This window comes from Lysobacter sp. Soil_C_59 (assembly GCF_057656415.1).
On record NZ_JBDGKK010000009.1, the window covers coordinates 104,961 to 126,747 of the forward strand.

At 66.3% G+C, this 21,787-nt stretch carries 23 protein-coding genes; 10 read left to right on the forward strand and 13 right to left on the reverse strand.

The genetic code is table 11. The features are described 5' to 3' along the window. Window positions 1–69 precede the first annotated feature (69 nt). Window positions 70–1,458, forward strand: a complete 1,389-nt coding sequence (dbpA, locus tag AC3A3Q_RS15765; RefSeq protein ID WP_487587122.1) for an ATP-dependent RNA helicase DbpA — start codon at window positions 70–72, stop codon at window positions 1,456–1,458. A gap of 45 nt (window positions 1,459–1,503) precedes the next feature. On the opposite strand, the gene AC3A3Q_RS15770 is transcribed toward dbpA, so the two are convergent. From AC3A3Q_RS15770 to AC3A3Q_RS15780, 3 genes are all read right to left on the reverse strand, one after another. Continuing rightward, a complete protein-coding gene (locus AC3A3Q_RS15770) occupies window positions 1,504–1,899 on the reverse strand; it encodes a DoxX family protein (RefSeq protein WP_487587123.1) in 396 nt (131 codons plus the stop codon). A 125-nt stretch (window positions 1,900–2,024) separates the two neighbouring features. Next, on the reverse strand, window positions 2,025–2,816 hold the full coding sequence (locus AC3A3Q_RS15775; RefSeq protein WP_487587124.1) for a general secretion pathway protein GspB: 792 nt from the start codon (window positions 2,814–2,816) through the stop codon (window positions 2,025–2,027). Between the two features lie 5 nt (window positions 2,817–2,821). Beyond that, window positions 2,822–4,465 carry an ExeA family protein gene (locus tag AC3A3Q_RS15780; RefSeq protein WP_487587125.1) on the reverse strand — a complete coding sequence of 548 codons (1,644 nt, stop codon included), beginning with the start codon at window positions 4,463–4,465 and terminating at the stop codon, window positions 2,822–2,824. A gap of 605 nt (window positions 4,466–5,070) precedes the next feature. On the opposite strand from AC3A3Q_RS15780, the gene AC3A3Q_RS15785 reads away from it, so the two are divergent. From AC3A3Q_RS15785 to AC3A3Q_RS15795, 3 genes are all read left to right on the forward strand, one after another. Further along, complete coding sequence (locus AC3A3Q_RS15785; RefSeq protein WP_487587126.1) at window positions 5,071–8,112, forward strand: DUF6531 domain-containing protein; 3,042 nt, start codon at window positions 5,071–5,073, stop codon at window positions 8,110–8,112. 136 nt (window positions 8,113–8,248) lie between these two features. Next, complete coding sequence (locus AC3A3Q_RS15790) at window positions 8,249–8,614, forward strand: hypothetical protein (RefSeq protein WP_487587127.1); 366 nt, start codon at window positions 8,249–8,251, stop codon at window positions 8,612–8,614. Continuing rightward, the gene (locus AC3A3Q_RS15795; RefSeq protein WP_487587128.1) at window positions 8,611–9,363 is read left to right on the forward strand and encodes an energy transducer TonB; all 753 of its coding nucleotides are present in this window, start codon (window positions 8,611–8,613) and stop codon (window positions 9,361–9,363) included. The genes AC3A3Q_RS15790 and AC3A3Q_RS15795 overlap by 4 nt, the downstream gene beginning before the upstream one ends. A 54-nt stretch (window positions 9,364–9,417) precedes the next feature. On the opposite strand, the gene AC3A3Q_RS15800 is transcribed toward AC3A3Q_RS15795, so the two are convergent. After that, a complete protein-coding gene (locus tag AC3A3Q_RS15800) occupies window positions 9,418–10,359 on the reverse strand; it encodes a DMT family transporter (protein WP_487587129.1) in 942 nt (313 codons plus the stop codon). A 148-nt stretch (window positions 10,360–10,507) separates the two neighbouring features. Between AC3A3Q_RS15800 and AC3A3Q_RS15805 the strand changes: the two genes are divergently transcribed. From AC3A3Q_RS15805 to AC3A3Q_RS15815, 3 genes are all read left to right on the forward strand, one after another. Continuing rightward, window positions 10,508–10,849: a TfoX/Sxy family protein gene (locus tag AC3A3Q_RS15805; RefSeq protein WP_487587130.1), complete on the forward strand. Its 342-nt coding sequence runs from the start codon at window positions 10,508–10,510 to the stop codon at window positions 10,847–10,849. A 121-nt stretch (window positions 10,850–10,970) separates the two neighbouring features. Beyond that, window positions 10,971–11,594, forward strand: a complete 624-nt coding sequence (locus tag AC3A3Q_RS15810; protein ID WP_487587131.1) for a YceI family protein — start codon at window positions 10,971–10,973, stop codon at window positions 11,592–11,594. Window positions 11,595–11,678: 84 nt separating this feature from the next. Then, entirely contained in the window at window positions 11,679–12,041 is a 363-nt protein-coding gene (locus AC3A3Q_RS15815; protein WP_487587132.1) for a DUF1428 domain-containing protein, read from the forward strand. Window positions 12,042–12,057: 16 nt separating this feature from the next. Here the strand turns inward: AC3A3Q_RS15815 and AC3A3Q_RS15820 are convergent, their stop codons facing one another. The 7 genes from AC3A3Q_RS15820 to AC3A3Q_RS15850 form a co-directional block, all read right to left on the reverse strand. Further along, complete coding sequence (locus tag AC3A3Q_RS15820; RefSeq protein ID WP_487587133.1) at window positions 12,058–13,338, reverse strand: RNA polymerase sigma factor; 1,281 nt, start codon at window positions 13,336–13,338, stop codon at window positions 12,058–12,060. A 52-nt stretch (window positions 13,339–13,390) separates the two neighbouring features. Then, on the reverse strand, window positions 13,391–13,951 hold the full coding sequence (locus tag AC3A3Q_RS15825; protein ID WP_487587134.1) for an SRPBCC family protein: 561 nt from the start codon (window positions 13,949–13,951) through the stop codon (window positions 13,391–13,393). Window positions 13,952–13,987: 36 nt separating this feature from the next. Further along, window positions 13,988–14,416 carry a YciI family protein gene (locus AC3A3Q_RS15830; RefSeq protein WP_487587135.1) on the reverse strand — a complete coding sequence of 143 codons (429 nt, stop codon included), beginning with the start codon at window positions 14,414–14,416 and terminating at the stop codon, window positions 13,988–13,990. Window positions 14,417–14,439: 23 nt separating this feature from the next. Next, complete coding sequence (locus AC3A3Q_RS15835) at window positions 14,440–14,847, reverse strand: VOC family protein (protein ID WP_487587136.1); 408 nt, start codon at window positions 14,845–14,847, stop codon at window positions 14,440–14,442. 5 nt (window positions 14,848–14,852) lie between these two features. Further along, on the reverse strand, window positions 14,853–15,266 hold the full coding sequence (locus AC3A3Q_RS15840; RefSeq protein ID WP_487587137.1) for a VOC family protein: 414 nt from the start codon (window positions 15,264–15,266) through the stop codon (window positions 14,853–14,855). 31 nt (window positions 15,267–15,297) lie between these two features. Continuing rightward, entirely contained in the window at window positions 15,298–15,729 is a 432-nt protein-coding gene (locus AC3A3Q_RS15845) for a YciI family protein (protein ID WP_487587138.1), read from the reverse strand. Between the two features lie 412 nt (window positions 15,730–16,141). Continuing rightward, the gene (locus tag AC3A3Q_RS15850; protein WP_487587139.1) at window positions 16,142–17,026 is read right to left on the reverse strand and encodes a LysR substrate-binding domain-containing protein; all 885 of its coding nucleotides are present in this window, start codon (window positions 17,024–17,026) and stop codon (window positions 16,142–16,144) included. A gap of 140 nt (window positions 17,027–17,166) precedes the next feature. Between AC3A3Q_RS15850 and AC3A3Q_RS15855 the strand changes: the two genes are divergently transcribed. The 3 genes from AC3A3Q_RS15855 to AC3A3Q_RS15865 all read left to right on the forward strand — a co-directional run bounded on the left by AC3A3Q_RS15855 (window position 17,167) and on the right by AC3A3Q_RS15865 (window position 19,427). Beyond that, entirely contained in the window at window positions 17,167–17,568 is a 402-nt protein-coding gene (locus tag AC3A3Q_RS15855; RefSeq protein ID WP_487587140.1) for a cupin domain-containing protein, read from the forward strand. Window positions 17,569–17,638: 70 nt separating this feature from the next. Further along, window positions 17,639–18,535, forward strand: a complete 897-nt coding sequence (locus tag AC3A3Q_RS15860; RefSeq protein WP_487587141.1) for a DMT family transporter — start codon at window positions 17,639–17,641, stop codon at window positions 18,533–18,535. 4 nt (window positions 18,536–18,539) lie between these two features. Next, window positions 18,540–19,427 carry a cyclase family protein gene (locus AC3A3Q_RS15865; RefSeq protein ID WP_487587142.1) on the forward strand — a complete coding sequence of 296 codons (888 nt, stop codon included), beginning with the start codon at window positions 18,540–18,542 and terminating at the stop codon, window positions 19,425–19,427. A gap of 51 nt (window positions 19,428–19,478) precedes the next feature. On the opposite strand, the gene AC3A3Q_RS15870 is transcribed toward AC3A3Q_RS15865, so the two are convergent. Then, on the reverse strand, window positions 19,479–20,771 hold the full coding sequence (locus AC3A3Q_RS15870) for an NTP/NDP exchange transporter (protein WP_487587143.1): 1,293 nt from the start codon (window positions 20,769–20,771) through the stop codon (window positions 19,479–19,481). A gap of 9 nt (window positions 20,772–20,780) precedes the next feature. Continuing rightward, complete coding sequence (locus AC3A3Q_RS15875; protein WP_487587144.1) at window positions 20,781–21,749, reverse strand: aldo/keto reductase; 969 nt, start codon at window positions 21,747–21,749, stop codon at window positions 20,781–20,783. Window positions 21,750–21,787 lie beyond the last annotated feature (38 nt).

Below are 21,787 nucleotides of genomic sequence, written 5' to 3' on the forward strand. Positions count from 1 at the left end.
CCCGGCGTCCGCCGGGATGACGTGGCTCCACCGAGCCCGTGCTCGGCCGATAGCTGCGATCATGGCGGCATGAACGAACCGCTTTCCGACGATTTCGCCTCCCTGGCCCTCGACCCGGCCCTGCAGCAGGGCGTCCAGGCGCTGGGCTATACGAAGATGACGCCGGTGCAGGCCGGCAGCCTGCCGGCGATCCTCGCCGGCCGCGACCTGATCGCGCAGGCGCCGACCGGCAGCGGCAAGACCGCGGCCTTCGGCCTGGGCCTGCTGCACCGCCTCGACCCGTCCCAGGGCGCCACCCAGGCGCTGGTGCTGTGCCCGACCCGCGAACTGGCCGACCAGGTCGGCAAGCAGCTGCGCAAGCTCGCCTTCGCCATCCCCAACCTGAAGCTGTCGATCCTGTGCGGCGGCATGCCGCTGGCGCCGCAGCTGGCCTCGCTCGAGCACGCACCGCACGTGGTCGTCGGCACGCCGGGCCGCATCCAGGAACTGCTGCGCAAGCGCGCGCTGAACCTGTCGGCGCTGCGCACGCTGGTGTTCGACGAAGCCGATCGCATGCTCGACATGGGCTTCGAGGAACCGATCCGCGAGATCGTCGGCAAGACGCCGAAGTCGCGCCAGGGCCTGCTGTTCTCGGCGACCTTCCCCGAGGCCGTGCGCGAGATCAGCCGCGGCCTGCTGCGCGAGCCGATGGAAGTGACGGTGGAAGGCGACGAACAGCACGTCGCCATCGACCAGCGCTTCTACGAAGCCGAGCCGACGAAGAAGACGCCGCTGCTGGCGGCGCTGCTGCTGCAGTACAAGCCCGAATCATGCGTGGTGTTCTGCAACATGCGCCGCGATGTCGACGAAGTCGCCGCCTCGCTTGCGCATTACGGTTTCACCGCGCTGGCGTTGCATGGCGACATGGAACAACGCGACCGCGACGAAGTGCTCGTACGCTTCGCCAACCGCAGCTGCGCGGTGCTGGTGGCCAGCGACGTCGCCGCGCGCGGTCTCGACGTCAAGGAACTGGCGATGGTGGTCAATTACGACATGCCGCCGGATCCGGACATCTACGTGCACCGGATTGGCCGCACCGGTCGTGCCGGCAACGAGGGCATGGCGCTGAGTTTGTGCGGACCGCGCGAACAGGCGCGTGCAAGCCAGATCGAGGAGCGCCAGGGCCTGCCGTTGATCTGGTACAAGGCCACGCCGCTGGCCGGCAAGGCCTCGGGCGTGCCGGCCGCTGCGATGGTGACGCTGCGCATCGATGCCGGCCGTACCGACAAGCTGCGTCCGGGCGACATCCTCGGTGCGCTCACCGGCGATGCCGGCCTCAAGGCCGATGCGGTCGGCAAGATCGACGTGTTCGCCACGCGTTCGTATGTCGCCGTGGCACGTGCGCAGGCCGCGCCGGCGTTGGCGCGACTGCGCGAAGGCAAAATCAAGGGACGCAAGTTCCGCGTCAGCCGGATGTAGCAGTGCAAACCCCTCCCGCGCGAAGCGGGAGGGGCTTCAATCGGCTCAGCGCTGGTTGAACGCGTACTTGCCCGGCCCGAGCAGCGCGACGGCCGCGGCGGTGGACAGGAACATGATCTGCAGCTCGATCGCCCAGCCGCCCTGTTCGTTGAGCCGGCCGAAGTCGCCCAGGTGCACCAGGTAGAGCGCGAACAGCATGTTGATCACGACCAGGATGCCGCCGATGCGCGAGAAGAATCCGGTGATGATCAGCAGCGGCGCCAGTACTTCACCGATCAGCACGCCGTAGGCGAACGAGCCGGGGAAGCCCTGCGTCTCGACCATCTTGACGATGCCGTCGAGGCCACCTTCCAGTTTGCTGATGCCATGCAGGAAAACCAGTACGCCCACTGCGAGACGCAGGATCAGCTTGCCGATGTCTTGCTGGGTGCTGCTGTTCATGGCGGAACCCCTTTGCTGGCTGGATGGTTGGGTGGATCCAATCGTACGGAGCAGACCGGTAGAGCCGCGACCCGCTGATGGTCACGCCAGCGCGGGCTCCGGCGCAACTGCAACGCGACGGTGGATCAGCGGATCGGCAAAGCCAGCCGCTGGCCATGCCAGCTTAGGACCACGCTGTCGGCGCCGATCTCCTCGACCACCGCATCGCCGACGCGGTCGCCCTGGCCGACCCGGGCGCCATCGATGATGGCGAAGCGCTGGTCCGGGGTCGCGCCCCACATATGCATGCTGATCTTCAGCGCCGGCAGCTGTTCGCGCTCGCCGGCCGACAGGTCGGCCAGGCGCAGCGGCGCGGGGGCGGTCGGGGCGGTGGCGGGCGCAGGAGCGGTGGTCGGTGGCGGGCTCACGCTGGCCACCTGCACGGGTGGCGGCTGCGGGGGCACGAGGGTCGGATCGCTCACCGGTGCCGGTGGAGCAGGCGGCGGCTCAGCGGTGGCGATCGCTGTCGGCATCGCGGACGTTGCTGCCGGATCTCGTACCGCGGGAGCCGGAGCGGGGTTCGCTGCCGTCGGCGCGATTACGGCAGTAGCGGCCGGCACCGCCGGCGCCACGGCCGCGGGCATCGCGATGGGCGGCTGGGCGGGGATCGTCGCAGGCGCGGTTTCCGGCGGAGGAGCGGCAAGCGGGGCGACCGCATCGGCGGCCGGCGCCGTTGTCGCTCCGGCCAGGGATGGGACATCGCGCAGCATCCACAGCGTGGCGAGCACGGCCAATCCCCCGGCCAGCCACCACGGCCAGGCCGGGCGGCGCGCAGCCGCGCGCGGGACCAGGGGCGGCAGCTCGGCATACAGGTCCGGCGCCTGGCCGCGGCGGCGCTCGGCTTCGGATTTACGCAGGGCGTCGAGGATCAGCGACATCGGATCTAGTTCCCGCCTTCGGGCGTGGTCAGGTGCGGGCCGTCGCTGCCGGTCGCGGCCAGTGCCAGCAACGTTGCCGGGCCCACCAGGCCGTCGCTGTCGAGTCCGCGATCGCGCTGGAACTGGCGCACCGCCTGCTGCATCGCAGCGTCGAAGACGACCGCACCGGATTGTGCCGGCAGGTAACGCGGCTGCAACCGCGCGCGCACCCAGTCGGTGGCTTCGCCCTGGCTGCCCAGGCGCGGCGTTTCGGCCAGGAACGCCGGGGCGCGCCACAGCGCGGCGTGCTCGCCATCCCAGAGCTGCTGCAGGGCGATCCGGTCGACCGCGACACTGTCGCTGCCCAGTCGCAGGCGCGCCTGTCGCGCGTCCGCGCCTTCCAGCAGCGCCCAGGTCTCGGTGCCGCCGTGGCGCAGCCGCAGCAGTACCGGGCGATCCTGCGCGATCAGCGCATCGAGCGTGGTGTGGCCGCGCAGGCAGTACACGCCGGCGGCCAGCACCGGCGGGCAGGTTGCGGCTGCGACGGATTCATTCGCGCCCGACGGCAACTGCCAGCGCGCCAGCAACTGGCTCCAGGCGGCGGTGGGTGCAACCGACGAAGCGTCCAGGTGCGCGACGGCAGCGGTCGCATCCAGTGCCGTCTGCGTGGCCGGCCTGGCCGGCTTCGCCACGACTGGCGCGGCCGGTGTCGAGGCGGTGGCAGGCGACAGTGCCGGCGCGCGCGGCCACCACAGCGTGAGCGCGAGGGCGAGCAGGGCGATCGCGGCGACGGCAAGCGGCACGGTCACGATTGCCCGGGGCGGCCACCACTTCCGGGCGCGTGCAGGCAGCACTTCGGCCGCGGCGCGATCGACCCAGCGCGCATCGATGACGCTGGCATCGTGGGCATAGCCGGCCAGCAGGCTGCGTTCGGCGATGTTGTTGATCAGCCGTGGCACGCCACCGGAATGGGCGTGGATGCGCCGGACCGCGGCGGCATTGAACGGAAAATGCTGGCCGCCGGCGACGCGGAAGCGATGGCGCAGGTACTCACCGGTTTCGGCGGCGTCGAGCGGGGTGAGGTGGTAGCGCGCGGTGATGCGCTGGGCGAGCTGACGTAGCTCGTCGCGGCCCAGGATCGTGCGCAGCTCGGGCTGTGCCAGCAGCACGATCTGCAACAGCTTCTGCGTCGGCGTTTCCAGGTTGGTCAGCAGGCGCACCTGTTCGAGTGCGTCTACCGACAGGTTCTGTGCCTCGTCGATGATCAGCACCACGCGCAGGCCCTGTGCGTATGCATCGAGCAGGTAGGCGTTGAGGGCGTCGACCATCGCCTTGATGCTGCCGCCGGCACCTTGCGCGCGGATCCCGTCGAGGTCGAGGTGCAGCTCCTCGCAGATCGTCTCCAGCAGCTCTACTGGGGTCACGCGCGGGTTGAGCACCAGCGCCACGCGGGTGGTATCGGGGATCTGTTCCAGCAGCAGGCGACACAGCGTGGTCTTGCCGGTGCCCACTTCGCCGGTGAGCTGGACGAAGCCGCCGCCGCCGCCCTGGCCGATGCCGAACAACAGGTGCGCGAGCGCATCGCGGTGGCGCTCGCTGAGGAACACGAAACGCGGGTCCGGCGTGATCGAGAACGGCGGCTCGGTCAGGCCGTAGTGCTCGAGATACATGCGCAACCTGCAAGGGGTGATGGCGGTAAGCCTGCCACAAAATGCCTGGCGGGGCTAAGGCCCCCTTCGCCCGGTGAGGGTTGCCGTCTCCGACGCAGTCAGAAACATCTTCGACCTTTCGTCCCGAACGCAGTGAGCGACCTGATGGTGCCTGTGCATCTCGGTCTCGCGCCCCGTCGTAACAGATCGCACCCGCATCCCACCCGCTTACAAGAATAAGTCTCTCTGAGGCGACTCTGATGGTTCCGCGTGGCCGCACGTTCGAGCATTACAGCGTGCTATCGCAATCACGGATGAAGTATGCGTAACGAGTGTCTTCTGTACTTGTTTGTGGGTGCCATCACGGTTGTGTCCACGCCGGCATCTGCGGGAACCATCGACTACACCTACGACGCGCTGGGCCGAGTCGTCCGCGTCGTTTACGTGAACGGCGCCGTGAAGACGACCGTCTACTACTTCTATGACGAAGCCGGAAATCGGACGACCAGGATAGCCAACTCGTCAACGTCCTGATTTCTGGACTGACGCTGCAAATCAAACCAAAGGTATCGAACGGCTACCCCGATTGCAGGGGGTGGTCGTGGCCTGCTCATGGAATGACAAAGATGACGACAACGAAGTCGAAGTGGAAACTGCTGTTCGCCCAATGCCTGGGCATGTGGCTGTTGTTCGACGCCGGTTCCGCACTGGCAGGCAATGTTCAATTCTCCACGGCGCAGCCTGCGGTGTCGTACCCGTCGCCTGCCAAGACCAGAATGGTCACCACCGATGCGCAACCCTCTGCTGCTGCACAGCAGACTTGGGCGCCAGCGCCCAACGTTTACCGCGCCATAATGTCGCCGGTCACCGTGGATGCGTCCCACGAGGCCATCGCGGCCAACCAGGGCCGGCTGCCGACTACCTTGAACAGCGGCATCGGCAGCGCCGTAAGGTCGGGCGCGGCACGGATCGGCGGCGATGCAAATCCGCTCGGGCCGGCCTCCATCAGCGAACTGGCGCGATCGCTTCGCAACAACCCTGACCTCATCTACCAGTTCGTCCGCAACAACATCGAGTCGTACCCGGTGTGGGGTATCCAGAAGGGTGCCCTGGGTACGGTGCTGGACAACCAGGGCACCAGCATGGATCAAGCCATGCTGATGGTGGAACTGCTACGGGCATCGGGTTACAGCGCCAAGTACGTGCGCGGCGTGATCACCCTGAGCGCGCAGCAGTTCAAGGACTGGTACGGCTTCGATACCTCCAGCGTGTGCGGTGTGATCAACCTGCTGGGGCAGGGCCAGATTCCGATCTACGACATCAGTGCAAGCACTAGCGGCAGTTGCCCTGGCCTGCAGTCGCCGACGAATAGCGTTTCGATCGAACATGTCTGGGTCACGGTCGTCATCGGCGGGGTCAGTGTCGTGTTCGACCCGAGCTACAAGCCACACAAGGCCGTGGCCGGCATCGATATTGGCAGTGCCGCCGGTTACGCCGCCTCCGCGTACTACAACTCCGGCGTCGGTGGCGCCAGCGCCACGACCGACTACGTGCAGGGCATCAACCGCACCAACGTCCGTAACAACCTGTCCAGCCATGCCAGCAACCTGGCCCGGTGGTTGCGGACCAACAAACCAACGGCCGGAATCGACGACGTGCTGGGTGGCCAGGTAATCGTGCCGTACCTCGGCGATGCCTTGCGTCAATCGGTCCTGCCCTATCAGAGCGGCGGCTACAGCACAGTGGAGATGGGGGAGCTGCCCACCGGCTACCGCCCAACCCTTCGCATCCGTTACCAAGGCATCGACCGGACGTTCACGTCGGACGCCATCTACGGGAAGCGCCTGACCGTCAGCTTCAGCGGCGGGCAACCCTCGCTGCGGCTAGACGGCACCGTCCTGGACACCGGCACCGCCGTGGCCAACGGCGCCAACAGCACGATCACCTTCACCGTCACCCACAACGCATACGCGGACAGATACTCGGATCACGAGTTCCAGCAGCAGATCAAGGGCGGCGGCACTTACCTCATTGCCAACGCATGGGGTCCCACGGGCCGAGGGCTATCCCAATTGTTTGCGTCCCAGCTGAGCGATCTGCGTGCAGGCGGAGGAGCCGACGATAGCGAAGGCGTGCTTGGTTCGAGCCTTGGCGTCATCGCCGCGCAATGGACGGCGCAGAACACGCAAGTTGGCTCCATGGCCGAGCGTGTCGCGGGCGCTTCCATCGTTCATCACCATCAGGTGGGCATCGCCGGTTACAACGGCTCCAGCTACGTCGACCTGCCGAGCAACAGCGTCGCCATGGCGCATCCGCAGGGGAACATCGCCCAAGAGGACGCCATGTTCGCCAACTGGGGAATGCACCTGAGCATCCTTGAGTCCACGGCGGTCAACCAGTCCACCGGCGTGCCGGCAGTGTCGACCGTGAAGCTGCTGGACATGGCGGTTGCCAACGGACAGCGGATCTACAACCTGACCGCCTCGAACTACGGGGCACTCAAAGGCAGCTTGAGCAACTGTTCTGTCGAAGACGGAAATTTCACCTCCTACTTGAGCTCAGGCCTGCGGATCATCACGCCTGCAAACTGCGCACTGACGGAAGGGGCGTGGCGCGGCACGGGCTATTTCACCGTGGGGCCGCGGGTGATTGGATCGGTCATCAGTGGTGGGCTGTCCGGTGGCTTCTCGAGTGCGCCCCAGAGCAGTTCGGCGACCAATACCAACACCTTCGCGAACTCGAAGAGCCAAGACAAATGGTATAGCCAATACACCGGGAAGACTTATGGCGACCCGGTCGACATGGTCCACGGAAACTATCTGTTCGACCGCGAGGACATGTCGGTTGGCGTGGGTGAATTCCCGGCCACCCTGAACTTCCAGCGCCTCTATAGTTCTGGCTTGCGCGCCCAGGACGGGCCGCTCGGCAAAGGCTGGAACCACAATCAAAACATCAGCATTGCCGTCGGATCGGACGGATTTCAGGGCCTGGGCGAGCAGACGGCGCTCAGCGCCGTGGGTGCGATTGTCGAGATCAAGGCGTCCCACGACTTGTTGCTCGATAGCGCGCGTCCGCTGGGCCGCCTGATGGTTGCAGCGGTCGGTCAACGCTGGTTTGGCGATCAGCTCGTCGACAACGTCGCCACCGTCAAGCGTGGCTTGAACGGCGAGATGTTCGCCCGCTTGCCGGACGGCTCCTACAGTTCACCCCGGGGTAACTCCGCGCGCCTGATCAAGAACGGCGATGGCACCTGGACGCATGAAAGCAAGGGTCGCACCAAGCTGCAGTTCGACAGCACAGGCAAGGCCACGGCGCTGACAATGCCGAGCGGACTGCAGGTGAAGTACAGCTACGCCGGCAACAACCTGAGCCGCATCGAAAACAGCCTCGGCCGCTGGCTGTCGATGGCGTACAGCGGAGACCGCATCAGCCAGGTCTCCGATCACACCGGCCGTGCCATCAAATACAGCTACGACGCGGCAGGCAATCTGTCCACGTTCACCGACGCCGCCAACGCGGTGACCAGGTTCGAGTATGACCTGCCGGGTCGCATGACCCGCTTCTTCAAGATTCCGCGCATTCCCATCGTATTCGGCGAGTGCAAGAACATCGTCGGTTTCATTCTGATCAGCGCTGGTGTCTTGATCGCGATCAGAGCCAGAAAATGACTTCGCGCTGGCCGAAGATCCTGGTCATCGCAGCGCACGTTTCATCGATCGACGCCATTCTTCAGCAACGGGAGACTTTTTCAGTATTGCTGGAATAGAACTCGATGGGGGATGCTCGTGAGCAAGCTGCAAACATTTGAACGCGCTTCTGCGCGCTGTGCCGCCGCGGCATGGCGAGGAACGGGCGAACGCAGAATCAGGGGCGAAAGTGGAAACGATAGTCAGGGTTGGGATTGGCTTGCTGTTCCTGGTGGCAGGAATCTCCATTGTGAAATTCGCGCTCAACAATCGCCCGCCGATCGAGGACATTCTCTTCGCTAGCAAGTTCTCATCCGCGGGAGGCGATGTGACCGTCTTCATGTTGAGGATGCTGGTCGGAATCGGCTATTGCGCCGTGAGTTGGATCTTCATTGTGGAAATGGATTGGAACCGGATGGATCTGCTGGAGGCTTGGCGAGGACCAAGTCACACGGCACCGCACTTTCCGAAGGTCAGTGCTTGAGGGAAGTTGAACTCATGGAAGAAGCCAGGCGCTATCGCTCTCACTCGCCGTCCGAACCCGCCATCGACCGCGTAATGGCACTCAGCCTGGCCTTGGCCTTCCCGGTGTCGATGTTGTTCTGGCTGCTCGGCGCCGTAGGACCAGCTCCGTGGTATGCAAGTGGCGTAGACGCCCGCCAGAGCGGGTCCATGGATCTGGTTTGGGTGCCTGCGCCCGCCCGACGTCCCGAGCGCGTCCGGCCGGAACCGGTATTGGAGCCTACGCTGGGGCCGGTGCCCGAGCCCTCGCAACAGACGGGTGCTCCAGGTGCATCGCAAGAAAGTAGTGCGGCCTTTCCGCAAGCGGTATCGTCGATCGAGCCGGATACCGTTTCCGTGCCTGCCGACCCTTCCGGGACGGTGTATGACCCCAGTCGCGTGAGCCAAATCGCTGCTCCCGCGACGCGGTTATTGCGCGCCGATGCTGCACTCAGCAATGAGGCAGCGCGTATCGACGAGGTGTCGCTGCAACTCCATCCGGCGCCAGGCGCTGCGCTGGCCATGGCGGACCGGTGCACGGCCATAGTCGAAGTGAGCATCGACGCCCATGGCGACGTCACCGATGCACGATTGGTCGGCCCCTGCGCAAATCGCGCTACCGACACCGCTGCCTTGGAGGCCGTGCGGCTGTGGTCCTTTCACCCGGAGATCAGGGAAGGTGCGGCGGTGCCGAGCGTCCTGCAGGTCGAGGTGGATGTACCGCTCCAGTGACCCGCCGCTATCCGCACCCAAGGCGGCTATGAAAACCCGGCCTGAATGCGCCCCTCAGTCCGCCGCGCCCTTGGCTTCGGCGGTTCCCAGCACTTCCGGATGCTGCAGGCGCCTGGGTTTGCCCAGCAGCGGGTGCACGAACACCGCAGCCAGGATGATGACCACGCCGACGTAGAAGGTCGTGGTCAGTTCCCGCTGTTCACCCAGCAGCAGTGCGGCCAGCACGATCGCATAGACCGGCTCCAGGTTCACCGCCAGCTGCTGCGCGAATGCGCTCATGTGGCGCAGCGCCACCAGCGACAGCGTGAACGGCAGCAGGGTGCAGGCCAGCGCCAGGCCCAGCAGCAGGGCGATGTCGTGGCCGCTGGGCACCACCAGCAGCGGCCCGGCGAAGGCCGGGAACAGCATTGGCATCAACGGCGCCAGCAGGGTCAGCGTGAGCGTGCCCGCGCCCAGTTCCAGCGCGGTTACGGTGAGCGGGTCGCCGTGTTCGACGAGGCGCTTGTTGAGCGAACCGAACAGCGCCACCAGCAATGCCGAGATCGCGCCGACGGCAATGCCCGCGCGCATGCCCGCCGGCACGCCGCCCACCACCAGCACCACGCCCGGCAGCACCATCACGCCCAGTGCCAGCTCGCGCTTGGAAAAACGCGTGCGGGTCAGCCAGGGTTCGATCATCGCCACGAACACCGTGCCCAGCGCCATGCAGGTCGCGCCGACCGAGGCGTTGGAGAGCTTGATCGCGCCGTAGAAGGTCAGCCAGTGCAGGGCCACCAGCGCGCCGATGCCGGCATAGGCCAGCATCAGTCGCGCCGACATCGCCCGCAGCCCGCGCCACACGCGCGGCAGCAGCGCCAGCGCGGCGACCACGATCAGCATCCGCCACCACACCAGCGGCAATGCCGGCAACGTGATCAGCTTGCCGAGGATCGCGGTGAAGCCCCACAGCAGCACGCAGAAATGGATTTGCAGTTGCGCCTTGCTGGTCGGGTTCATGCGGCTGTGGTCGCTGTGGGGCGGTGGTGGCGAGGGGGCCCATTGTCGCCGCAGTTGCCAGTCGGCGGCGACGGGCGGAACGGACGAGACGAGGCGCCATCATGGGGTGCAGACTGGGAGCGGCCGGAGCCACTGCGATCGCACGTCCATGAGCAACGCCTTCATCGCCCATCTCCACGACCTGCTCGACGGGATGGGCCGGGTGACGACGCGTGCCATGTTCGGCGGCCACGGCGTGTATCTCGAGGGGGCCCTGATCGGCGTGGTCATCGAGGAAGCCCTGTACCTGAAGGCCGACAACGAGACCCGCCTGCATTTCGAGGCCGCAGGCAGCGAGCCCTACGTCTACCGCGGGCAGCAGCTGCCGATCCGCATGAGCTACTGGTCGGTCCCGGAGTCGGCCATGGAATCGGCGCAGGCGATGAAACCCTGGGCGGAACTCGCCTACGCAGCTGCCCTGCGCAAGACCCCGTCCAAGCGCCGCAAATAAAAATCCGCGGCCCGCCGCTGCGATGTCGATTTGGCCCGGGCCCGTTCGTCGTGACAGTGAAGGCCGCCATTGTGGATAGTTCGCAGGCCGCCGGCATCCCATCCAACCCCGGAACCCTGTCATGTCATTCCAGCACTCTGTTTTCGCCCGACTCGCCCTGGCCGCGACCCTGCTTTCGCTTGCCGTGGCGGCCAGCGCCAAGCCCGTCCGCTATGAGATCGACCCGTCCCACACGTTCCCGAGCTTCGAGGCCGACCACATGGGTGTCTCGGTGTGGCGTGGCAAGTTCAACTCCAGCCAGGGCGAGATCTCGCTCGACAAGAGCGCCGGCACCGGCACGGTGGAAGTGACGATCGATACCGCCAGCGTCGACTACGGCCTGGACGTGATGAATGACAAGGCGCGTGAAGCCGACCTGCTCGACGCGGGCAAATTCCCGAAGGCGGTCTACAAGGGGCGCCTGGCCGATTTTCGCGATGGCGCACCCACGCGCGTCAAGGGCGAACTGACCCTGCGCGGCGTGACGCGGCCGCTTGACCTGACCATCGACCGCTTCAAGTGCATCCCGCATCCGCTGCACAAGCGCGAACTGTGCGGCGCCGATGCGCTGGGCACGTTCCGCCGCGACGAATTCGGCATCGACGCCGGAAAGGACTATGGCTTCGACATGAACGTGACGCTGCGGATTCAAGTTGAAGCAGTGCAGGAAGCACAGGCTTCAGCCGGCAATGCGCAGGCGCCGTGACCTGTTGATCGTTTTCTTGCCGGCACGCTAACGGCCCATGCCGGAACATGCGACCACACAGTCGCCCATGAAGGAGGAGCAACGATGGCTTACTACGTTGATGGTTATGTGATCCCGGTGCCAAAGAAGAACCTGCCGGCGTATCGCACGATGGCGCGCAAGGCCGGGAAGATCTGGCGTGAGCACGGTGCACTGGAGGTCGTCGAGTGCGTGGCCGACGATGTCCAGCCCGGCAAGCTCACTTCGTTCCCGCAGGCGGTGAAGCTCAAGGCCGACGAGGTGGTGGTGTTCTCGTGGATCACCTACAAGTCGCGCGCGCAGCGCGACAAGATCAACAAGCTGGTGATGAATGACCCGCGCCTGGCGTCGATGATGGATCCCAAGAACTCGCCGTTCGACGCCAAGCGCATGTTCTTTGGCGGCTTCAAGCCGATCGTGTCGCTCTGAGCCGCCGCTCCGAAGCTCAGCCTTCGGCCAGGCACTCGGCCGCGCGCTGCCGCAGCAGCGCCTGTTCGCGCGCGTTGCGGGTCATGCCCGCGGCGCGCTCGAACTCCTCGCGCGCCTCGCCGAAGCGACCAAGCTTGCGCAACAGATCGCCGCGCACGCTCGGCAGCAGGTGGTAATCCTTCAACAGCGGGTCGCCGGTCAGCCCGTCGACCACGGCCAGGCCCGCGGCCGGGCCGAACAGCATCGACAGCGCGACCGCGCGGTTGAGTTCGACCACCGGTGAGGGCACCTGCTGCGCCAGCGCACCGTAGAGGCCGACGATGCTGGCCCAGTCGGTTTCATCGGCGGTCAACGCGCGGGCATGGCAGGCGGCAATTGCCGCCTGCAGCGTGTACGGGCCACGCGTGGGGTTGCGCACCGAGCCGAGTTTTTCCGCACGCTCCAGCGCGGCCAGTCCGCGGTGGATCAGCAGCTGGTCCCAGCGGGCGCGGTTCTGTTCGAGCAGCAGCACAGGCTCGCCGTTGCCGTCCACGCGCGCGGCCGAACGCGAGGCCTGGATTTCCATCAGCGCGACCAGGCCGTGCACCTCCGGCTCGTTCGGCACCAGCCCGGCGAGGATGCGGCCCAGGCGCAGCGCGTCCTCGCACAAACCGGGGCGCATCCAGTCGTCGCCGGCGGTGGCGGCATAGCCTTCGTTGAAGATCAGGTAGATGACCGCCAGCACCGACGACAGCCGCTGCGCCAGTTCCTCGCCACGCGGGACCTCGTACGGCACCTGCTTGTCGGCCAGCGTGCGCTTGGCGCGGACGATGCGCTGGGCGATCGTCGGCTCCGGCACCAGGAACGCGCGCGCGATCTCGTCGGTGCTCAGTCCGCCGAGCAGGCGCAGGGTCAATGCCACCTGCGCGGGCGTGGACAGCACCGGATGGCAGGCGGTGAACACCAGCCGCAGCAGGTCATCGCCGATGGGATCGTCGAGCTTGTCCAGGTGCGCGTCGTCGGCGCTTTCCTGTTCGGCTTCAAGCTCCCGCGCGAGCTCCTCGTGCTTGCGCTGCAGCAGCTTGCTGCGGCGCAGGCGGTCTATGGCACGGTGCTTGGCGGTGGCCATGAGCCAGGCGCCGGGCTGGTCGGGGACGCCGGTCTCCGGCCAGCGTTCCAGGGCGGCGACCAATGCGTCCTGCGCCAGTTCCTCGGCCAGGCCGACGTCGCGCACCATGCGCGCGAGCGTCGCGATCAACTTGGCTGATTCGATGCGCCATACGGCATCGATGCTGCGGTGGATGTCGGTCGCCGTCATGGCGACCGATCACACCACCGACGTTGTGAGGTTGCAAGTGCTCGAAGTGGCATCACGCGCCTTCCAGGCGGGGCGTCGCGGCACCGTCGTGCTCGCTCAGGCGCTTGAGGTTGCCGAGCCCTTCCTCGAAGGCCTTGCCGATCATGCGGTCCATGTTCACGAACACGCTGAACACCTTGGAGACATACGGCATGTCGCCATTCATCGCCCAGGTCACGTCGCTGCCATTGCCCTGCGGCACGATGGTGAACTGCGCGGAGCTGCGCGCCTGCATCGGCCGGGTGAAATCAAGCTGCACCTCGATGCGCGAGGAGGGCACAGACTGCACGATCTCCATCCGTCCGGCGCCGGCCTTGTTGTTGCCGTCCCACCGGTAGGTCGCGCCGGTGCCCTGTGCGGCACCGCCGATCTCGCGCTGCATCTGCGGATCGAGCTTCTCGTACGGCGACCACGCGCGCCAGCGGTTGAAGTCGTTGATCTGCGCGAACACCTGGTCCGGTGGTGCCTGGATGTGGACGTGGCGTTCGACGCGGAACGTGTCCGGGCGGGTTGCGGCGAAGATGAGGACGGCCGCGATCAGTACGACGACGGCGATGGCGATGAACTTCAGCATTCGAAACTCCGTTCCATGGGGTGAATAGGTTTGAGGTCAGTGCTTGGGGGGCGAGCCGGCCTGCTGCTGCATTTCCTCCAGGCCGGCGGCGGCTTTCTGCACGTCGGCGGGGAAGTCGGCCATCTCCTGCACCTGGCGGATCTCGATCACTTCGTTGTCCGAGGCCGGGCAACGCGAGGCCCAGGCGATGGCTTCCTCGCGCGACTTCACCTGAATCATCCAGTAGCCGCCGAGCACTTCCCTGGCTTCGCTGAAGGGGCCATCGGTGACCTGCGGTTTGCCGCCCTTGAAGCTCACGCGCGCGCCCATCGACGGCGGGTGCAGTCCGTCCAGCGCCAGCAGCACGCCGGCTTTCTGCAGGGACTCGTTGTATTTCATCATCGCCGCTACGGCGTCGGCTTCCGGCATCGTGCCGGGCGCAGCGGATTCATAACCCTTGGGGATCATCAGCATCATGAAGCGCATGGTGGCATCTCCGTGGTGGCGGGTCAGCGGTTGGGGACCGCATCGGGTTTCATGTGGACGTACTCCCACAGGTGGCCGTCCAGGTCCTCGAAGCCGTGGCCGTACATGAAGCCCTGGTCGCTGGCATCGAAGTGGGTCTTGGCGCCGGCGGCCACGGCCTTCGCGACGATCGCATCGACCGCGTTGCTGCTGTCCAGGGTCAGGCAGACGATGGCCTCGGTGGCCTGTGTCGCATCGTGCACCGGCTTGCGGGTGAAGGTCTGGAAGAACGGTTCGGTCAGCAGCATGACGTAGATGTCGTCGGACACCACCATGCATGCCGCCAGTTCGTTGGTGAAGTCCGGGTTGAACGAGTAGCCGAGCTTTTCGAAGAAGTCGACCGAGCGGTCGAGGTCCTTGACCGGGAGGTTGACGAAGATCTGGCTGGCCATGGCGATCACGCCTCGCTTTCGCAGTTGACCATCCACGACACGCCGAACTGGTCGACGAGCATGCCGAAGCTGACCGACCAGAAGGTCTTGTCGAGCGGCATGATCACGTTGCCCTTGTCCGACAGTGCCTTGAACACGCGCTCGGCTTCGCCGACGGAGTCGACGTTGAGGGCGATCGCGCAGCCCTTGATGCCGTCGTAGCTGTCGGTGGGCATGCCGTCCGATGCCATCAGCACCTGGTCGCCGACCTGCAGGCGGGCGTGCATGATCTTGTCGCGATAGTCGGCCGGCACGTGATCGCAGGCGGGGCTGTCGCCGAAGGTGGTGATGGGGTCGAGCGCACCGCCGAGTGCCTGCGCGTAGAAGCGCATCGCGGTGCCGCAGTTGCCGTTGAAGGTGAGGTAGGCGTTGATCTTCATGGGATGTCCTGTTGGCTGATGAGGTCGGTGATCAGCGGCGTTCGCCAAGCTGGGCACGCAGGCGGTCTTCCTGGGCGCGCAGCTCGGGGGTGAGTTCGGGGCCGAAGTCCTCGGTCTCGTAGACCTGGCGGATCTCGACTTCGCCGTTGTCCTTGCCTTCGAACAAGTTGGGTGCGCGCTTGACCCATTCGATCGCTTCGGCCAGTGAGCCGGTCTCGAACAGCCAGTAGCCGGCGATGAGTTCCTTGGTCTCGGCGAACGGGCCGTCGACGATGCTGCGTTGCGTGCCGCTGAAGCGCACGCGGGCGCCCTTGCTGCTCGGGTGCAGGCCTTCGCCGCCGACCATCACGCCGGCCTTGACCAGTTCTTCGTTGTAGTTGCCCATCTGCGTGAGCAGCTCTTCGCTCGGCATCACGCCGGTTTCCGATTCCGCGGTCGCGCGGACTATCACCATGAAGCGCATCGTCGTCTCCTGCTTTGGAGCCGCCGGAGTGGGGCTCTTGTCTGGATGACGAACGGGAATGGGGTGGATCGACAGTTGCCGGAAACTTTTTTTGCACTGTGGGCATTCGTGTGCGGGTTGCGTCGGTCGCAGCATCGGCTCTTGCGTCTTCCGAAGGGCGCCGTCCGCCGGGCCGGGGATTGCTCCGCCCCTTCGCCGGACATCCTGTCCGGAGGTGGGGCGTGGGCCATCCATGGCCCACTGCTGCGCAATCCCCGACCCGGCGGACGACGCTTATGCATTTCATTGCCCGGTCTTCGTCTCTGGCCCGTCATCCCCGCGAAGGCGGGGACCCAGCGACGTTGGCCCGTCATTCCCGCGAAGGCGGGAATCCATGGACGTTGCTTTTTCACCCGCCCACGGAAGTCCCGCCTCAATCCTTCGGCAGCGCCAGCAACCAGTCCACGAACGTCTGCGCCGCAGCACGCAGCCGCCGGTGCGAGGGATACACCACGTAGTAGCCCCAGCGCGCCTTCACCGTCGGCACCGGCAGTCGCTGCAGCCGTCCGCTTTCGAGATAGGGCGTGACGATGCGCGAGCGCGCGAGCGCAATGCCCATCCCGAACACGGCGGCGTTCATGGCGCCGGTGCTGTCGGTGTAGGTCAGGCGCTCGTCGAACTTGGCGCCGTGCACGCCGGCGGCGCGGAACCAGTCGTGCCAGCCCTGCCGCGAGTGGTCGGAGATCAGCGGCTGCCTGGCGACGTCCGCCGGCTCGCGGATCTGGTCGACTCCCGGAAAGTCCGGCGAGACCACCGGCAACAGGCCTTCGTCCATCAGGAAATGCGATGTCAGGCCGGGCCAGTGTCCGGGTCCATGGCGGATGCCGAAGTCCGGGCCAGGTTCGTCGAAGCGGGTGAGTGCGACTTCGGTGTCGATGCTCAGGCGCAGGTTGGGGTGCGCCTGGGTGAACTCAGGCAAGCGCGGCGTCAGCCAGGTGTAGGTGAGCGAGTGCAGGGTGGTGAAGCGGATGCGGTCGCTGTCCTCGCGACCCGAACGCAGGCTGCGCAGCACGCCATCGACGTCGGCCAGGGCACTGCCGGCGGCGTCGGCCAGCTTGCGGCCGTCGGCGGTCAGGGCGACCCCGCGCGCATGGCGCTGGAAAAGGGCCACGCCCAGCCGCGACTCGAGCTTGCGCACGTGGTGGCTGACCGCGCTGGCGGTCAGGTGCAGTTCCTCGGCGGCGTGGGCGAAGTTCTGGTGCCGGGCCGCCGATTCGAATGCCGTCAGGGCCGGCAGCCAGTCCGCGCGCAGTGCCATGTCGAGCCTCAAATCTGATTTGTGTCTGACAGCCAAAGTATGCGCTTGTGCAGGACGTACAGGTAATCAGAATGGCGGTCTGGCAAGAGCCAGATTAGTCGATGGGCGCCCCCCCGGCGCCGGACCGCAGGAGCGGACGAATGGGCCATCTGCACGAAGTGACTCCGCAATTGACGATGCAGGCGCTGCCGATCGAGGCGGTCCCGGCGATCGAAGTGGGCCCCGGCTGCCTGCGCCGCGACCTGCCCGCCGGTCCCGGCCTGCGCATGTGGGTGGTGGACATGGCGCCGGGCTCGAAGTGGCCGGTGCTGGACCACCATGAGACCGGCGTGTCGTACTACGTGATCAGCGGCGAAGTAATCGAGGGCGAGGCCCGCCACGGCGCCGGAACGTACGTGTACTTCGCTCCCGACAGCCGGCATCGCCCGCACACCGAAAGCGGTGTACGCCTGATCGGAGTGAACCTTGGCTACGCCGCGTTCCTGGCCGCAGGCGGCAGTTCGGAATCCATCACGCATTGCTATCACCCGACGCAGGGCTGACCACGCCCGCGCGTCGACTGTCGTTCCACATACGTCCTCCCCCACGAGTACGTCCTCGAAGAGGTTTGGCATGACCAGCGTTGCATCGACTTCCAGTCTTTCCGATACGCACGAACGCGGTTGGCTCACGCCGCTGGAACTGTGCCTGCTTGGCGCCATCTGGGGCGCTTCGTTCCTGTTCATGCGCGTGGCCGCTCCTGATTTCGGCGCGATGGCGCTGGTCGAGGTTCGCCTGGCCCTGGGCTCGCTCGTGCTGCTGCCGTTCCTGTGGCGTGCCCGCGCGCAGTTCCCGGCGAAACTGTGGCCGAAACTGGCGATCATCGGCGCGTTGAATTCGGCGCTGCCGTTCATGTTGTTCGCCTGGGCGGCCAAGACCGCGCCCGCCGGCGTGGGCGCGATCACCAATGCGATGACGGTGCTGTTCACCGCGCTCGTCGGCTTCCTGTTCTTCGGCGAGAAGATCGGTGCACGCCGGGCGATCGCGCTGGTCGCAGGTTTTGTCGGCGTGATCGTGCTGGCCAGCGACAAGACCGCCGGCGCGAGCATCGGCTGGGCGGTCGCCGCCGGTGCCGGCGCTTCGTTCCTGTACGGCGTGGGCATCAACCTGGTGCGTCGCCACCTGACCGGCCTGCCGCCGGCGGCGGTGGCCTCGGCGACCCTGGGCGTGGCCGCGCTGCTGACGTTGCCGTTCGCCATCGCGAACTGGCCGACCCATGCGGTCGCGATGAAGTCATGGTTGTCGGCCGGCATGCTCGGCGTGCTGTGCACCGGCCTGGCCTTCGTCATGTACTACCGCCTGATCGCCCGGATCGGCGCAGGCCGCGCTTCGACCGTGACCTACCTGATCCCGGTGTTCGGCGTGGCATGGGCCTGGCTGCTGCTCGACGAGCCGCTGACCTTGAAGATGGGCATCGCAGGCGTGATGATCCTGGGCAGTGTTGCGCTCAGCCAGCGCACTGCGAAGTGACGACATGACCGAAAAGCGCGTGGTTTTCGACTTCGACTTCGAGTTCACCAACGGCGGCGGTATCCAGGGCCAGGACTTCCGCCTGGACATCGACGGCGACGACATCGCCGATGCCGAGCTGGTCGACTACATCGTGCGCGACCTGCGCCTGCTGATGGTCGGCCCCGCGCGCATCCTCAACAAGAAGATCATTACCGAGCCGCACAAGCGCAAGGCAGGAGGCGCCGGGAAAGGGCGCATCTACGTCGACCTCAGCCACGTCATCGAGGACGGCCTGGTCACTTATCCCGGTCTCCCTGCCGCGCGCATCTGCGACTTCCTCAGCCGCGAGCAGTCGCGTGCGAAGTACGCCGCGGGCACCGAGTTCCAGATCGCGAAGATCGAGATCGTCGCCAACACCGGCACCTACATCGACTGTCCGTCGCACCGCTATGCGCATGGCCACGATCTTTCGCAGGTCGGGATCGCTGCGTTCGCCGACCGAGATGGCATCGTCATCCGCGCAGATCATCGCGAAGTACGTGCGATCGATGCCTCGTGGTTCCGCGACAAGGAGCTGCGCGGTCGCGCCGTGCTCGTCCACACCGGCTGGGACGCCTACTGGCGAGAGCCGGGCTACGCCATCGAACATCCGTACCTGACCGAGGACGCGGCTGCCTACCTGCGCGACTGTGGCGTCGCCCTGGTCGGCATCGACTCGATGAACATCGACGACACCCGCGGTGGTGAGCGCCCGGTGCATACGACGCTCCTCGGCGCCGAGATCCTGATCGTCGAGCACCTGTGCAACCTGGCCGCGCTGCCGGACGAAGGCTTCGCCTTCAGCGCGATCCCGCCGAAGGTGAAGGGCGCAGGTACGTTCCCGGTGCGCGCGATGGCACGCCTGCCGTAGGAGCGAGCTTGCTCGCGAACCAGCGTGTGCCCATCGCGAGCAAGCTCGCTCCTACGTCGACGGGCCCTGCGAGTCGGCGATGCGTGACTGCGCCCGCGCCAGGCTCGCGCCCGTCACCGCCCATGCGAGCGCGATGGCCGCGCCCACCAGAGCGGCGATCGCCGGTTGCTGCGCCAGCATGTCGACGAAGGTCTTGGCCCAGCCGCTGACGGCATCGGCGCCGCGATAGACCACCGAGTCGATGAAGCTCTTGGCCTTGTACTTGGCCTCGGTCGGGACAACGGTGAACAGCATCTCGCGGCCCGGCCTGACGAACGCGTACTCGCCGAAGCGGCGCACCACCATCACCACCGCCAGGACAGCAAAGGTCGGCGCCATCGCCAGCCACAGGAAGCCGAGCATGGTCACCATGGGCACCGCCACCAGCAGCACGCCCAGCCCCAGTCGCTGCACGAGCCGGCCGGTGAGGAACAGCTGCGAGGCGATCGTCAGGCTCTGCACGATCACGTCGATCATGCCGAACACCTGGGTCTGGTCGGCGCGATCGGGGAAGCGCAGCTCGATCAGTCGCGCCTGTTCGAAGTAGAGGAAGGTGCTGACGCTGGCCAGCAGCAGCACGAACGCGGAAATGCCCAGCAGGTATGGCGAGCGCATCACGGTGGTGATGCCGGCAAGCGGACTGCCGCCGAGCGGTCGTGCGCGCGCACCGGCGGTGAGTTCCTCGCGCACCGGATGCGCGTCGCGCCATCGTTGCAGGCGCCGGGCGGCGAAGATCGCGGCAACCAGCAATGTCGCCGCCAGCCAGAGCAGGCCCGCGTGGCCGATCAGTTCGACCAGCGCGATGCCGAGCAACGGCCCGACCAGGCCGCCCAGGCTGGCGCCGGAGGCCATCAGCGCGAAGATGCGCTTGGCCTGCGAGGTCGGGAACAGGTCAACACACACGCTCCACACCACCGACACCGCGATCAGGTTGAACACCGAGATCCAGATGTAGAACGTGCGCGCGATCCACAGGTTGTCCGGATCGAGCTGGAAGCAGACCGCGAACAGCGCCAGGTTGGCGGCGAAGAAGCCGAACGTCCACGGCAGGATGTGGCGCCGCTTCACCTTCGCCGCGATCCAGCCGAACAGCGGCATCACCGCCAACGTGGCGACGAAGGTGCCGGTGAACAGCCATTGCAGGTTGTCGACGCCACCGGCGACGCCCATCGTCTCGCGCACCGGCCGCAGCATGAAATAGCCGGCAAACAGCAGGAAAAACACCAGGGCGCCGGCCAGTACCGGGGGCGCCTCGTCTTCGGTCACGCCGAAGAGGGACGCGATCTTGTGCGACCAGTTCGCCATGGGCACCGCTCAGGCCAGCGCCACGACGAGCGCGTCGCGTTGCTTTGCATCGAGCAGTTGGCCCGTGCCGGCCTTGAGGTTGTCGAGCTGGTGCCGGGCCTTCGAGGTGGCCGGGATCACCACCGTCACTTCCGGCTGGCTGAGCACGTACTTCAGGATCAGCTGCGCCCAGGAATCAGCACCGACCTCGGCCGCCCACGGTGGCAGCGGCTTGTCGCGCATCTGCGAGATAAGGCGGCCATCCTCGAAGGCGCGGTTGATCATCACCGCGATGCCCAGTTCCTTCGCCAATGGAAAGATCGTCTTTTCGGCGCCGCGCGAAACCGGCGAGTAGTTGATCTGGATCCAGTCGGGTTTGTGCTGGCGCATCTCGGCGGCGAGCTGCGCCTGACCGTCCTCGCGGTAGTGGGTAAGGCCGACGTAACGCGTCTTGCCCTGCTGCTTCAGCTCGCGCGCAAGTGCGATCTGCGCGGCGGTGTCGCGCAGGTTGTGGACCTGCAGCAGCTCGACCTTGTCGGTCTTGAGCCGGCGCAGCGAATCATTGAACTGGGCCAGGCCTTCCTCGCGCCCGCTCACGCCCGACAACTTGGTGGCGATGAACAGCTTCTGCCTCGCCTTGGCGTCGGTGATCAGGTCGCCGAGGACGTCTTCGGCGGTGGAGTAGGTAGGTGCGGTATCGATCAGCGATCCGCCGGCGTTGACGAAGGTGTCGAGCACTTCACGCAGCGGCGCGCGGCCGGCGGCATCGGTGCCGACTTCAAAACTGCCGGACGTGCCCATGCCGATCACCGGGATCTTCTCGCCGGTGGCGGGAACCGCGCGCGTCAGCAGCGGGCCCTTGAAAGGCTTCATTGCCGCGGCCGCGGGCGCGGACGCACTGGCGGCCGGCTTTTCCTGGCTGCAGGCCACCAGTGGCGCCAGGGCGATGCCTGCGGCGGTCAGGGTGGCGGTGGAGATGAACTCGCGACGGTTGGCCATGGCGTGATCTCTTCCGGGGGGTGAAGGGGGATTGTGCC

Excerpts from the sequence above, each read along its gene's own strand:
- dbpA (WP_487587122.1), top strand. The coding sequence starts at position 70 with ATGAACGAACCGCTTTCCGACGATTTCGCCTCCCTGGCCCTCGACCCG.
- AC3A3Q_RS15770 (WP_487587123.1), bottom strand. The coding sequence starts at position 1,899 with ATGAACAGCAGCACCCAGCAAGACATCGGCAAGCTGATCCTGCGTCTC.
- AC3A3Q_RS15775 (WP_487587124.1), bottom strand. The coding sequence starts at position 2,816 with ATGTCGCTGATCCTCGACGCCCTGCGTAAATCCGAAGCCGAGCGCCGC.
- AC3A3Q_RS15780 (WP_487587125.1), bottom strand. The coding sequence starts at position 4,465 with ATGTATCTCGAGCACTACGGCCTGACCGAGCCGCCGTTCTCGATCACG.
- AC3A3Q_RS15785 (WP_487587126.1), top strand. The coding sequence starts at position 5,071 with ATGACGACAACGAAGTCGAAGTGGAAACTGCTGTTCGCCCAATGCCTG.
- AC3A3Q_RS15800 (WP_487587129.1), bottom strand. The coding sequence starts at position 10,359 with ATGAACCCGACCAGCAAGGCGCAACTGCAAATCCATTTCTGCGTGCTG.
- AC3A3Q_RS15805 (WP_487587130.1), top strand. The coding sequence starts at position 10,508 with ATGAGCAACGCCTTCATCGCCCATCTCCACGACCTGCTCGACGGGATG.
- AC3A3Q_RS15810 (WP_487587131.1), top strand. The coding sequence starts at position 10,971 with ATGTCATTCCAGCACTCTGTTTTCGCCCGACTCGCCCTGGCCGCGACC.
- AC3A3Q_RS15815 (WP_487587132.1), top strand. The coding sequence starts at position 11,679 with ATGGCTTACTACGTTGATGGTTATGTGATCCCGGTGCCAAAGAAGAAC.
- AC3A3Q_RS15820 (WP_487587133.1), bottom strand. The coding sequence starts at position 13,338 with ATGACGGCGACCGACATCCACCGCAGCATCGATGCCGTATGGCGCATC.
- AC3A3Q_RS15825 (WP_487587134.1), bottom strand. The coding sequence starts at position 13,951 with ATGCTGAAGTTCATCGCCATCGCCGTCGTCGTACTGATCGCGGCCGTC.
- AC3A3Q_RS15830 (WP_487587135.1), bottom strand. The coding sequence starts at position 14,416 with ATGCGCTTCATGATGCTGATGATCCCCAAGGGTTATGAATCCGCTGCG.
- AC3A3Q_RS15835 (WP_487587136.1), bottom strand. The coding sequence starts at position 14,847 with ATGGCCAGCCAGATCTTCGTCAACCTCCCGGTCAAGGACCTCGACCGC.
- AC3A3Q_RS15840 (WP_487587137.1), bottom strand. The coding sequence starts at position 15,266 with ATGAAGATCAACGCCTACCTCACCTTCAACGGCAACTGCGGCACCGCG.
- AC3A3Q_RS15845 (WP_487587138.1), bottom strand. The coding sequence starts at position 15,729 with ATGCGCTTCATGGTGATAGTCCGCGCGACCGCGGAATCGGAAACCGGC.
- AC3A3Q_RS15850 (WP_487587139.1), bottom strand. The coding sequence starts at position 17,026 with ATGGCACTGCGCGCGGACTGGCTGCCGGCCCTGACGGCATTCGAATCG.
- AC3A3Q_RS15855 (WP_487587140.1), top strand. The coding sequence starts at position 17,167 with ATGGGCCATCTGCACGAAGTGACTCCGCAATTGACGATGCAGGCGCTG.
- AC3A3Q_RS15860 (WP_487587141.1), top strand. The coding sequence starts at position 17,639 with ATGACCAGCGTTGCATCGACTTCCAGTCTTTCCGATACGCACGAACGC.
- AC3A3Q_RS15865 (WP_487587142.1), top strand. The coding sequence starts at position 18,540 with ATGACCGAAAAGCGCGTGGTTTTCGACTTCGACTTCGAGTTCACCAAC.
- AC3A3Q_RS15870 (WP_487587143.1), bottom strand. The coding sequence starts at position 20,771 with ATGGCGAACTGGTCGCACAAGATCGCGTCCCTCTTCGGCGTGACCGAA.
- AC3A3Q_RS15875 (WP_487587144.1), bottom strand. The coding sequence starts at position 21,749 with ATGGCCAACCGTCGCGAGTTCATCTCCACCGCCACCCTGACCGCCGCA.